At 45.7% G+C, this 12,198-nt stretch carries 14 protein-coding genes; 10 read left to right on the top strand and 4 right to left on the bottom strand.

Annotated features, from left to right (window positions below; genetic code table 11):
• Positions 1 to 79: 79 nt before the first annotated feature.
• The 4 genes from gshA (at position 80) to QTP81_RS05445 (ending at position 4,197) form a co-directional block, all read left to right on the top strand.
• Positions 80 to 1,675, top strand: a complete 1,596-nt coding sequence (gene gshA, locus QTP81_RS05460) for a glutamate--cysteine ligase (protein WP_289364255.1) — start codon at positions 80 to 82, stop codon at positions 1,673 to 1,675.
• Between the two features lie 82 nt (positions 1,676 to 1,757).
• Positions 1,758 to 2,393: a transglycosylase SLT domain-containing protein gene (locus QTP81_RS05455; RefSeq protein WP_289364254.1), complete on the top strand. Its 636-nt coding sequence runs from the start codon at positions 1,758 to 1,760 to the stop codon at positions 2,391 to 2,393.
• Positions 2,394 to 2,407: 14 nt separating this feature from the next.
• A complete protein-coding gene (locus QTP81_RS05450; protein WP_289364253.1) occupies positions 2,408 to 3,946 on the top strand; it encodes a tetratricopeptide repeat-containing sulfotransferase family protein in 1,539 nt (512 codons plus the stop codon).
• Between the two features lie 125 nt (positions 3,947 to 4,071).
• The gene (locus QTP81_RS05445; RefSeq protein WP_289364252.1) at positions 4,072 to 4,197 is read left to right on the top strand and encodes a DUF3149 domain-containing protein; all 126 of its coding nucleotides are present in this window, start codon (positions 4,072 to 4,074) and stop codon (positions 4,195 to 4,197) included.
• An 8-nt stretch (positions 4,198 to 4,205) separates the two neighbouring features.
• On the opposite strand, the gene smrB is transcribed toward QTP81_RS05445, so the two are convergent.
• Positions 4,206 to 4,769 (bottom strand): endonuclease SmrB, encoded by a 564-nt coding sequence (gene smrB / locus QTP81_RS05440; protein WP_289364251.1) that lies wholly within the window; start codon positions 4,767 to 4,769, stop codon positions 4,206 to 4,208.
• A gap of 98 nt (positions 4,770 to 4,867) precedes the next feature.
• On the opposite strand from smrB, the gene prmB reads away from it, so the two are divergent.
• The 4 genes from prmB to QTP81_RS05420 all read left to right on the top strand — a co-directional run bounded on the left by prmB (position 4,868) and on the right by QTP81_RS05420 (position 9,048).
• Positions 4,868 to 5,797 carry a 50S ribosomal protein L3 N(5)-glutamine methyltransferase gene (gene prmB, locus QTP81_RS05435; RefSeq protein WP_289364250.1) on the top strand — a complete coding sequence of 310 codons (930 nt, stop codon included), beginning with the start codon at positions 4,868 to 4,870 and terminating at the stop codon, positions 5,795 to 5,797.
• Positions 5,798 to 5,800: 3 nt separating this feature from the next.
• Entirely contained in the window at positions 5,801 to 6,904 is a 1,104-nt protein-coding gene (gene aroC / locus QTP81_RS05430) for a chorismate synthase (protein WP_289364248.1), read from the top strand.
• A 31-nt stretch (positions 6,905 to 6,935) separates the two neighbouring features.
• A complete protein-coding gene (locus QTP81_RS05425) occupies positions 6,936 to 8,075 on the top strand; it encodes an MFS transporter (protein ID WP_289364246.1) in 1,140 nt (379 codons plus the stop codon).
• A 109-nt stretch (positions 8,076 to 8,184) separates the two neighbouring features.
• Entirely contained in the window at positions 8,185 to 9,048 is an 864-nt protein-coding gene (locus tag QTP81_RS05420; protein ID WP_289364245.1) for a TolB family protein, read from the top strand.
• 51 nt (positions 9,049 to 9,099) lie between these two features.
• On the opposite strand, the gene QTP81_RS05415 is transcribed toward QTP81_RS05420, so the two are convergent.
• The gene (locus tag QTP81_RS05415; protein WP_289364244.1) at positions 9,100 to 9,684 is read right to left on the bottom strand and encodes a Fe-Mn family superoxide dismutase; all 585 of its coding nucleotides are present in this window, start codon (positions 9,682 to 9,684) and stop codon (positions 9,100 to 9,102) included.
• 228 nt (positions 9,685 to 9,912) lie between these two features.
• Between QTP81_RS05415 and QTP81_RS05410 the strand changes: the two genes are divergently transcribed.
• Positions 9,913 to 10,272 carry a Grx4 family monothiol glutaredoxin gene (locus QTP81_RS05410; protein ID WP_289364512.1) on the top strand — a complete coding sequence of 120 codons (360 nt, stop codon included), beginning with the start codon at positions 9,913 to 9,915 and terminating at the stop codon, positions 10,270 to 10,272.
• A 64-nt stretch (positions 10,273 to 10,336) separates the two neighbouring features.
• Here the strand turns inward: QTP81_RS05410 and QTP81_RS05405 are convergent, their stop codons facing one another.
• On the bottom strand, positions 10,337 to 10,531 hold the full coding sequence (locus tag QTP81_RS05405; RefSeq protein ID WP_289364243.1) for a (2Fe-2S)-binding protein: 195 nt from the start codon (positions 10,529 to 10,531) through the stop codon (positions 10,337 to 10,339).
• Between the two features lie 244 nt (positions 10,532 to 10,775).
• Here QTP81_RS05405 and QTP81_RS05400 point away from each other — a divergent pair, with 244 nt between their 5' ends.
• Positions 10,776 to 11,381: a peroxiredoxin gene (locus tag QTP81_RS05400; RefSeq protein ID WP_289364242.1), complete on the top strand. Its 606-nt coding sequence runs from the start codon at positions 10,776 to 10,778 to the stop codon at positions 11,379 to 11,381.
• Between the two features lie 71 nt (positions 11,382 to 11,452).
• Here QTP81_RS05400 and rnt read toward each other — a convergent pair whose 3' ends face one another.
• On the bottom strand, positions 11,453 to 12,088 hold the full coding sequence (gene rnt / locus QTP81_RS05395) for a ribonuclease T (protein ID WP_289364241.1): 636 nt from the start codon (positions 12,086 to 12,088) through the stop codon (positions 11,453 to 11,455).
• Positions 12,089 to 12,198: the final 110 nt, after the last annotated feature.

Genomic DNA, 12,198 nt, shown 5'->3' with positions numbered 1-12,198 from the left:
TTACGCGGCGTAAGCATTGCGGATAAAAGACGTTATACTTGCGCCAATTACGACGATTTATCAGAAGTGAGTCAGACGATTGATTAACAATCCAACTGTTTTTGCCCAGGCGCTTAAAGGTTTACAAACTGATGCAGCACGAGCAAGTTTACGCGGGATAAAGCACGGTGTAGAGCGCGAGGCTTTGCGTATTACTCCGAATGGCCAGTTGTCTCAAACTCCGCATCCGACAAGTTTAGGTTCAGCCCTAACCCACGATACAATCACCACCGACTTCTCTGAGGCGTTGCTTGAATTCATAACCCCGCCAGAGTCAGATCCGGCTGTTACACTGCAACAGCTTTATGACATTCATAAATTTACCCTGGCGCAAATGGGCGATGAAGCATTGTGGCCAATGAGCATGCCGTGTTATGTCAATGGTGAATCGCGCATTCCCATTGCTGACTACGGAACTTCAAACGTCGGTCGCATGAAGAAAACGTATCGAGTCGGATTAAAGAATCGCTATGGTGCGATGATGCAAGCCATCGCAGGGATCCACTTTAATTTCTCGTTACCGGAAGCGTTTTGGGAACACTTTGCGACAATTAGAGGTGAGCAAAATAACATTGAGTTCCAATCGCAAAGCTATTTCAATCTGATCCGCAATTATCGCCGTTGGTGCTGGCTAATTCCCTTTTTATATGGCTCGTCTCCAGCAATTTGTGGCTCGTTTTTACAAGGCAAAAATACCAAGTTTGATTTTCAAAAGCTGGGTAAAGGTACCCTGTATCTACCGTACGCAACTTCATTGCGAATGAGTGATTTGGGTTATACCAACAGTCAACAATCCGCATTGCGTATTTGTTACAACAACCTGCCTGATTATATTCAATCCGTGCGCAGTGCTATTCGAACTCACAGCACTGAGTATGAACGCTTTGCAGCAGGTGAACAGGGCATATACGAGCAGTTGAATCGCAATATCCTTCAGATTGAGAATGAACTGTACTCACCGATTAGGCCCAAGCAAGTTGCGCGCTCGATGGAGAAACCAACGGATGCTCTCGCTGACCGCGGGGTTAGCTATATTGAAGTGCGTGCGCTCGATGTGAATCCGTTTACGCCGGTTGGTATTGAAGAGCAGCAGTTTTATTTCTTAGATGTATTCTTGTTGACGTGCTTATTGGCCGATTCGCCTGAATTTGATGAAACTTCTTACGCAGAAACTGAGTCGAATCTTAAACGTGTTGTGACCGATGGTCGAAATCCTGCATTGACTTTGATTCTGCGCGATGGCGAAAACGTTGAAGAAGTGGCGTTGCAAGAGTGGGGAGAGTCGCTATTTGGCGCGTTTATGCAAACGGCACAATTACTCGATGAGGCTTCCGGAACTGACCGCTTTAGTGTTGCTGTTGAGGCTGAGCGGGACAAGCTACGCGAAAGCAATAAGACACCGTCTGCGCGTTGGTTGAATCGATTGTTGCAAGAAGAAAAAGACAACGGCCAATTGGGCTTGCAATTGTCGCAAGAATACAAAAGCGCTTTTGCAAATCATAAGTACACGCACTTCACACTTGCAGACTTTGAGCGTGCAACGGTTGAATCACAAAGTGCTCAAAAGGCTATAGAAGAAGCAGATAGCAAACCGTTTGATGTGTTTTTAAAAGACTACTTTTCCCGTTCAGAATAAAAAAAAGCCTGACAACGGTCAGGCCTTAGAAGGTTCCAGGGAAACACACATTTTTGACTAGAACATTAATGTTGAACAAAAAATGAGCGAAAAGTTCCAAAAATTTTTAAAGTTTTTTTCCATTATTCTCATTTGTACTGTGTTTTCAGTCGGTTGTACTACGACGCCACCAAAAGATATCAGCAATATTTGTGCGATTTTTGAGGAAAAACGGGATTGGTACGATGCTGCTGCTGACATGCGCGATGATTGGGGAGTGCCGATTCATGTGCCAATGGCGATGATGTATCAGGAAAGTTCGTTTCGCGCAGATGCCAAGCCACCCAAAGATACGATCTTTTTTGGCTTAATCCCATGGGGCAGGGTCAGTTCCGCCTACGGATATTCTCAAGCCAAAACGCCGACTTGGGAAGACTACATGCGTGAGACCGGCAACAGTGGAGCCGACCGCGATGATTTCGAAGATGCTATCGATTTTATGGGGTGGTTTATCAGTAAGACCCACAGTGTCAACGGTATATCCAAATGGGATGCCTATGGACAGTACCTCAATTACCATGAGGGCTGGACCGGTTATAAACGACGTACTTACGATAAGAAGAAATGGCTTGTCAACGTAGCGCAGCGAGTGAAAGGCCGTTCCTTACGCTACGCCACTCAGCTGAAAACCTGTGAAGAAGACCTTAAAGAGGGTTGGTTCTGGCGCATGATTTGGTAAGTACGGTGATGAATATGGATGAGGTAGACAAACACCTGCCGCAAGTTACCCGATGCTTACAGCAAGGCCGAGTGAACGAGGCGTTGCAACAGCTGATGTTATTGCATCAAGCGGCTCCGTTTCATCCTGTAGTACTGACACATTTAACCGGGATCGCGTTAGCTCGAAACGAACGAGTACGCGCTGAATCATTGATCGCGAAATTGTTGGATGTAAAGTGCGAGCTTACTGATAAGCATTTAGTTGTGCATCTGGTTGATTTATTGCTAAATGACAACCGTTTTAATAGCGCACTGCAAGTGTTAAATAAAGGATTTAAAACACTCGCTATCGACGAAAGCCTGTTGCTATTGATGGTGCGGGTGTCGCTAGAAGCGCGAGCGATCGAAGACGGCATAAAGTGTCTTGAGTTGCATTCAAATATTGTTAAGCAGTCGCCGACATTACTGCAACACCACGCCAATATGCTGGGCATGCGAGGGCAGTTTGATCGGGCATTGAATCTTTTAGAGCAGTGCCTGACTTTGCAACCCAACAACAGCTTTGCACTCGCTGCAACTGCCAAGTTTCATAAGTTTCGCTGCATTGACTGTAAACAAGTGGAACATTTCAAAGCTGCTGTTAGCGCAGTTCAGCAGCCTGCTGAGAAAGCGCGTATATTGTTTGGTTTAGCGAAAATATACAATGATTGCGGTGACTATACACTGGCATGGCAGTATGCAACTCAGGCTAATCAACAAAAGCAACGAGACGCATCTTTTTCCCTGCCTGAGTTGACGAATCAAGTTAAAACTGTTCTTACCACCTTGTCACGCGAAGCTATCGCTAATATCGCCAGCTCAGATCAAACCGAGCATATTTTTGTTGTCGGTATGCCGCGATCGGGCACGACTCTCGTTGAACAAATTTTGTCTAAATTACCGGGGTTTTACGCCGGTGGTGAAACGCCAGCCTTGGAATACGCGATGAACTTCAGCGGTGTTGGCGCAAATATTATCGATGCGATAAAACGCAGATTGCCGTTGCGCATTGAACACATGGCACAGGCATATAACCAATATTTTACCGAATTTGCTAATTTTTCGGGTACTAAAATCATCAACAAAGTACCGACTAACTTCTTCCATGTTGGCGTGATCAAAGCCATGTTTCCGAATGCGAAAATCATCAACTTGCAACGCAATCCACTCGATGTCGCCGTCTCAATATATTTTGAAAATTTCTCGCCTTATTTTGCCTATACCAATAGTTTGGACGACATATTCGGGGTTTATAACCTGTATACTGAGATGATGGCGCATTGGTCGGCGTGCTTTGGGGATGATGTGCTCAATCTCGATTATCAAACGCTGGTCTCTGACTATGCGTTAACAGTTAATAGACTAGGTGAATTTTTAGGTACAGAAATGCCCGATGTAGTATCAATTCGCACTGCGGAAAATCACGTTGAAACACCGAGTATTTGGCAAGTAAGACAACCTATCAATCAAAATGCGGTGGGCCGATGGCGCCATTATGAAGCGTTTTTGACAGACTACGCAGAGCGCTTTTAGGACTACATTTGATCTAGCTCAACATCTTGCCGCGCATGGCTTCTGAGCATTGATCTCGATCAGCTTTTTTCATCCACACTCAAGGGAAAATAAAGTCATAGAACAATCCGAGTGAGGAAAACATCATGCCTTTAGAACTATTTTTGGACCCAGTTGTATGGATGTCACTACTGTTGATCGGTATTATCTGTGTGATGGGCGGTTATTACACCTATCTGTTTTTACACAACAGTGCGGACGATAATAAATAGACTGATTTTTAGTCGAATGATTCACCCAGTTTTGGGTCGGCGTGGCGCAGCAATACGAGTAGGGCGCCATTCCCGCCCCATTCCAGTGGTGCTTGGTGAAACGCTAGGACATCAGGGTGTTGCACTAGCCAGTTGGGCACTTGCAATTTAAGTACACCGCTACCTATTCCATGAACAATGCACACACAGCGAAAGTGTTGACGTTTGGCTGCGTGCAGCAATGCCGCAATTTCAGCTTTGGCGTTGGCGCGATTCATACCGTGTAAATCGAGAATAAGCTCGGGATCGTAGTCACCTCTGCGCAACCTTTTTAGTTCATCACTATATGTTGATTGTGCGACGTATTTTAATGGACCATTAGTATCGAAATGCGCCTCATAAGCATCTGAGAATGCAAAGTATGCATTGGCTTGCTGCGCATTTCTATTGTCTGCTGCAATGTCTCTGCGACGCTGTTTACGCGCATCCGCATGTTGATCCTTGCGAGTTAAATTAACTTTGTCATTGGGTGCAAGCGGCTTAACGTCACCGAGTGCCTGACGAAATTCATTTGACTCATCTTTATTACTCATTACCGCATTTTTCTCCGCTAAGTTATTAAATTAGCAATCCCTAGATGCAAATATTTCGGTATGATAACGCGTATTCACATAGCGTTAAAACAAACTGCATGACTGACAAAATTTATCTGGATCAAGCGATAAGTGATCTAGAAACCATCTTAGACCTTGTACGTTGGAGCGTAAGCCGTTTCAACGATGCCGATTTATTCTTTGGCCATGGCACCGACAATGCGTGGGACGAAGCGGTGACGCTAGTCATGCACGCATTGCACTTACCGCAAGATTTGGCTCAATACACCGGTGACAGTCTGTTTTCTGCGCGCTTGACTCGCAGTGAACGCCAGAAGGTTGCAGAGCTGGTATTGAAGCGGGTGCAAACCCGATTGCCATTACCTTATTTGACTCATCAAGCGTGGTTTTGCGGATACCCATTTTATGTTGATGAGCGAGTACTGATCCCGCGTTCACCGTTTGCTGAGCTTATCCAACAGCAGTTTGCACCTTACGTGTCTGAACCTAAAGCTATCATGGATTTGTGTACCGGTGGGGGATGCATTGCAATCGCTCTGGCGCACGCATTTCCAGATGCCTATGTCGATGCATTAGATATCAGCACTGATGCCTTGGAAGTCGCGCAATTAAATATTCAAGAGCACGGTCTCGAAGAGCGCGTTATTGCCATCGAATCAGATGTGTTTTCTGGGATCACAAATCAGAAATACGATCTGATCGTTTCAAATCCACCTTACGTCGATGCTGAAGACATGGATGATTTACCTGCTGAGTTTCAACACGAGCCAGCCTTAGCGCTTGCCGCCGGTGAAGACGGTCTCGATCTGGTTGAGCAAATCCTTAAGCAAGCGGCTAAGTTCCTGAATGATGACGGTTGGTTGTTTGTCGAGGTCGGAAACAGCATGGTGCATTTTGACACCCGCTTCCCTGGGCTAGAGGTCGAGTGGATAAGCTTTGAAAATGGTGGCGATGGTGTGTTTGCAGTGGCGCAACAGCAGTTAAAAGAGTATTGGGAGCAGCAATAATCAATGTCGGGTAACAGTTTCGGAAAATTATTTACGGTTTCAACGTTTGGTGAGAGTCATGGCATTGCCATCGGTGGTGTAGTTGATGGCTGTCCACCGGGCATGGAGTTAAGTGAAGCAGACTTACAAGGCGATCTCGACCGCCGTAAGCCAGGAACGTCGCGATATACCACGGCACGACGTGAAGACGATGAAGTACAAATTTTGTCTGGCGTATTTGAAGGTAAAACAACGGGTACGTCGATTGGCTTGCTAATTAAGAACAAAGACCAACGCAGTCAAGATTACTCCAAAATCGCCGACCGATTCCGTCCAGGACACGCTGATTATACCTATCAACAAAAGTATGGTTTGCGCGATTATCGCGGTGGTGGTCGATCGTCTGCGCGGGAAACCGCGATACGTGTTGCTGCTGGTGGGATTGCGAAAAAATACCTCAAAACAGTCCACGGCATTGAAATTATTGGCTACCTTTCGCAGTTGGGTCCAATTGAAATGGCACTGGAAGATAAAGATGCGATTAATCAAAATCCATTTTTCTGTCCGCAGCCAGATAAGCTTGATGCGTTGGATCAATACATGCGCGACCTAAAAAAATCGGGCGATTCAATTGGCGCGAAGGTTTCGGTAGTGGCCACGAACATGCCGGTAGGACTCGGTGAACCTGTGTTTGACCGCTTAGATGCAGAAATTGCCCATGCGATGATGGGCATCAATGCCGTTAAGGGTGTAGAAATTGGCGATGGTTTTGATGTAGTAAATCAAAAGGGCAGTGAACACCGTGATACGCTTACACCGCAGGGTTTCACCAGTAATCACAGTGGTGGTGTTCTTGGCGGCATTTCAACCGGACAAGACGTTGTAGTACACATGGCGTTAAAACCAACATCAAGTATCTCCGTACCAGGTGAAACCATCACCGTTGATGGCGAATCAACGGAAGTTATCACCAAAGGTCGTCATGATCCCTGTGTTGGCATTCGCGCTGTACCTATCGCTGAGGCTATGTTGGCGCTTGTATTGATGGATCATCTGCTACGCCACACAGCGCAAAATGCTAAGGTGACTAGTCCAACGCCAGTGATCCCTGGCAGCGTCTCTGAGTAATGCATATCAGGAAGTGGTCGGTAAACATTAAATGAAACGTTTATCGACTACTTATTTTCTCTATTTTGCGCTATTGGGCGTAATCGTTCCTTACCTAGGTATTTTCCTTGATGGCAGAGGATTCACCTCAGCACAAATTGGCGAATTGTTCGCGCTAATAACCGTAGCGCGCATACTTGGGCCTTCACTTTGGGCCAGCATCGCAGATCGAAGCGGCAAAACCTTGCTAGTCCTGCAAGTGGGTTGTTTACTGACTGTCGTTAGTTTTATTGGCGTTTTTTGGGCACATGACTTTTGGTGGCTAACCTTGGTCTTTGCCTTGATGATGATGTTTTGGACGGCCGTGTTACCGCAGCTAGAGGTGATTACCCTACATCAAGCCGAACTGCGAAAACGCAATTATGGTGGAGTTCGATCGTGGGGCAGCGTTGGTTTTATTGTCCTGACAATATTGACCGGTCACTTGCTGGATATTTATGGCACCGAAGTGCCTATATACATCAGCATGGTATTACTGACCTTGTTGTTTGTGTCGACCCTATGGATCGCCAATAGCACACCTGAACGCGACACGGGAGCCAAACAGAGTACGCAATGGCAAGCGGCGCTGAAGCCCGTATTTGTGATATTTATTTTATCGACCGCATTGCTACAGGTCAGTTTTGGCGCCTACTACGGGTTTTTCGCGCTCTACATGCGCGACCTCGGCCACAGCGGCCAGCTTACAGGGGTCTTGATCGCTCTCGGTGTCTTAGCGGAAATAGGTATATTTTTGTTGGCTCAGCGCGTGATCAGTCATTACGGTATCAAGCTGCTTCTGATCGCCAGTATGCTGTTGACGGCGTTGCGCTGGTGGCTGTTAGGCGCACTTCCCGATTTGATTGTTATTCTTGTCTTTGCTCAACTGCTGCACGCTTTTAGCTTCGGCCTAACCCATGCGGTTAGCGTAGAATTTATCCATCGTTATTTTGATCGCAGTTTTCAAAGCCGTGGTCAAGCAATCTACATCAGTATTGGCTTTGGTGTAGGTGGCGCATTTGGCAACTGGCTTGCCGGTCAATTGTGGCAACAAGGCAGTGGTGCTCAATTGGCATTCAATATATCTGCCATCGTAGCGGTTCTGGCTGGCCTCATTTTAATGCCTTTGGCAAAGCAAAAGCTGGGCGGCTAAACATCAACGTGGGCAATGTTCACAAGGTTTGATAGGGTAGTGTAAACCACTTTAATGCCTAGGATAAAACGTGCTGAAAAAACTCTGCTGCTTATTAATAACTGCTTTAATGGCACAAACCGCTCCCGCCGAGGGTTCGGATATTTGGCTCATCGATTACGCCACATCGAGAGATAACCCTGCTAGCGTTTATCGACCGTTGACATGGCAGAAAATAACGGATGCACCGTACTATCACAATCAACCTTATTTTAGTGCTGATCAGCAATTCCTTTACTACACCGCCGCAGATGCTCAACAACAAACGGATTTGTGGCGTTACGAACTATCCAAACAAGAGCACATCAACCTGACCTCATCAACAACCAGTGAGTATTCACCGACGCCGTTGCCGAGCGCAGATGGTTTGTCGGGCATTTGGGTAGACGAGCAAGGTAAACAATGGTTGAGGGCCTGGAGCCTAAATGGCCAACCGCCAACCAAGCTGCTTAATGTTGAGCCGATTGGCTATCACGTTTGGCTCAATGACGGCGAGGTTTTGGTGTTTGTCTTAGGCAGTGGTGAAACACCGGTACATACGTTGCAGCGCCATACAGTCAAAGGTGCTACTAAGCGAACCGAAGCGACAGTTATCGATACAAACATCGGCGCAAGTTTGTGGGCTATTCCAGGTAAACCCGGTAAGTTTAGTTATTCGAAAACGCTAGAGGGCAGGCATTGGCTAATGGCTTATGATAGCAATACCGGTGCAATCGAAACACTGGCTGAATTGCCTGCTGAATCGTCCTATTATGCGTGGACACCAGATGGCCACGCGGTAACCGTTGCTGCGGATGAGAAGGCACTGATCCGTTATGACGGGCAGCAATGGCAAACCCTGTTTACTATTGATAGCCATTGTAACAATGGCGCAACAAGGCTTGTTTTTGCGCCGCAAGGCAATAAATTGGCCTTGGTTTGTGGCCGTCCCTAAACAAAAAAAGCCCGGTCAAACGACCGGGCTTTTGCTTTAACACTTAGGCAATTAAGCAGCGAAGTTTTCGCTCGCAAATTCCCAATTCGCTAGTGCCCAGAAACCTTCAAGGTATTTTGGACGAACGTTGCGATAATCGATGTAGTAAGCGTGCTCCCATAGGTCTACTGTGAGTAGAGGAGTAACACCGTCTTCAGTGATTGGAGTTGCGGCGTTGCTAGTGTTAACGATATCTAGACCACCATCAGCTGTTTTAACCAACCAAGTCCAGCTTGAACCAAAGTTGTTAACTGCTTTGTCGTTAAACGCCGCTTTAAAGTCAGCAAATGAGCCCCATTTGCTGTTGATTGCATCAGCAAGTGCACCCGTTGGTTCACCACCGCCATTTGGACTTAGGCTGTGCCAGTAAAACGTGTGGTTCCAAATCTGTGCAGCGTTGTTGAAAACACCACCGTCAGAAGACTTGATGATCTCTTCAAGTGATTTGCTTTCTAACTCAGTACCCTCAACTAAGCCGTTTAACTTAGTTACATAAGTCGCATGGTGTTTACCATGGTGGAAGTCCAATGTTTCAGCAGAAATATGTGGTTCCAAAGCGTTCTTTTCGTAAGGTAGTGCAGGTAATTCAAAAGCCATGCGGTGGTCTCCGTTTAAGTCCATAATGATTAAATACACGAATTCGATAATCAGTGATGTTCGGTTTTAACTGATTAAACTGAATTTTAACAGTATTGTTACTGATAAAAGTGCAAATGGGGTCATTTTTTTTAACGGCAAGGGCAAAAATAAAAATTGTCGCAATTTAAGCTTGAAACCCTAGATAATCGTACCTATATCCAAGCTTCAAAGAAACAGGGGAATCACATGGACTCATACGACAGCCAAGCTACCGTCGAAAAAATTAAGCAACAAATCGCTGAAAATCCAATTTTGCTTTACATGAAAGGCTCACCTAAATTACCGAGCTGCGGGTTTTCATCGCAAGCGTCGCAAGCAATTATGGCTTGTGGTCAACAATTCGCGTACGTGGATATTTTACAAAACCCAGATATTCGCGCTGAGTTACCGAATTATGCTGACTGGCCAACGTTCCCACAACTATGGGTCGACGGTGAGTTAGTGGGTGGCTGTGATATTATTTTGGAAATGTTCCAACAGGGCGAACTGCAACCGCTGTTAACCGAGACTGCAGAAAAATATGCCGACGATAGCACTGCAGAGTAGCCGTTGATAGTTACAAAAAAACCGCTGAAAACAGCGGTTTTTTTATGTATTCAATACTGGGGTGTTAACACACTTCTTTAAACAAAGATTCGTCGATAATGGTGCTATCAATAATTTGCTGAGCCATTTGTACACAACGACCGCACTCAGTGCCCAATTGCAACACGCGACTTAACTCACGCATGTTGCCCACACCGTGCTCTTCTACCGCATTTTTGATAGCTGTGTCGGTCACACCAAAACACATACAAACGTACATCAACAATCTCTCTACAACTAATTGCAAATGATAATAATTGTTATTTAGCTTGATTGCAAGATAGTAGTGATGAAATTTGTCTAAAAATTACACCTTACGAGAAATATTTGTGAAGTTTGCAATATTCCGGTTGTAAATTGGTAATCCATACCTATATTCGAAGTCTGAAACTGTTTAATGCTGTTGTTAGTCAGGTTTTAATAACAGTGTCATATCATTATATAACCTCAAAATGGAGACTCGTATGAGCGTACTAGTAGGCCGTCCAGCCCCTGATTTTACTGCTGCTGCAGTTCTTGGCACAGGTGAGATTGTTGATACATTTACTCTAAGTGAAGCGATAAAAGGCAAGAAAGCCGTCGTATTTTTCTATCCACTTGATTTTACTTTCGTGTGCCCATCAGAGCTGATTGCATTCGACAAGCGCTACGATGAGTTCAAGAAGCGCGGTGTTGAAGTTATCGGTGTTTCAATCGATTCACAATTTAGCCACAACGCATGGCGTAATACTGCAGTGAATGACGGCGGTATCGGCCCAGTTAAATATACGTTGGTCGCTGATGTTAAGCACGAAATTTGTCAAGCTTACGACGTTGAGCATCCTACTGATGGTGTTGCTTTCCGCGGTTCTTTCCTAATCGACTCAGATGGTCTTGTACGTCACCAAGTCGTTAACGATTTACCGCTTGGCCGTAACATCGATGAAATGTTGCGCATGGTTGATGCATTGAGCTTCCACGAAGAGCACGGCGAAGTATGTCCTGCGGGCTGGCAAGAAGGTAAAGCCGGTATGGACGCAAGCCCTGAAGGTGTTGCGAAGTACTTGTCTGAGAAAACTGACGAGCTGTAAATCGTCTTCGTATTTGGTAAAAGGCCGCGATTCGCGGCCTTTTTTTATTTTTTGCAAGGGATTGTGGTTGCCTAATCCTCAACCGCTAAAGGCCAGCCACCCAAAGCTTGCCAGCGATTAATCATATAGCAAAATAATTCAGTCGTCTTTTGCGCATCGTACAAAGCTGAATGCGCTTGCTTGGCATCAAAGTGAATACCGGCCGCATGACATGCTCTGATCAAGACCGTCTGGCCAAGCGTTAGCGCGGCTAAGCTTGTTGTATCGAATGAGACGAAGGGATGAAACGGTGTGCGTTTAATATCGCAGCGCTCAATAGCTGCATTGACAAAGCCCTGATCAAAGCTGGCATTGTGAGCAACAATTACCGAGCGCTGACAATCAGCCGCTTTTTGCGCTTTGCGTATGGTTTTACACAAATCTTTCATCGCCTCTGATTCTGTCACTGCACCGCGCAAGGCACAGTGAGGATCAATACCGTTAAAATCGAGAGCTGCTTGTTCTAAGTTGGCCCCTTCAAACGGTTCTACATGGCGGTGAAACATTAGATCCGGTTGTAACATGTTGAATTCATCGTATTTAACCGTAACAGCGGCTATTTCAAGTAACGCATCTGTTTTGGCGTTGAAACCGGCTGTTTCAACATCGATGACAACGGGGAAATAACCGCGAAAACGGTCTACCAGTGCCTGATGGGGATATGTCATTTATGCAACTTATTTGGAAAAATTGTCCGAGTGCCTAAGTATGCGTTTCATTAAACAGAACTTCGGCGTAAAGTATTGTCGAGAAGTATGACAATATCGCTCGGATCTAT

Source organism: Neoalteromonas arenosi (genome assembly GCF_030362855.1).
GTDB lineage: Bacteria > Pseudomonadota > Gammaproteobacteria > Enterobacterales > Alteromonadaceae > Alteromonas_E > Alteromonas_E arenosi.
The sequence above is the reverse complement of the archived record's forward strand: the minus strand, read 5'-3'. Positions and strand labels throughout refer to the sequence as shown.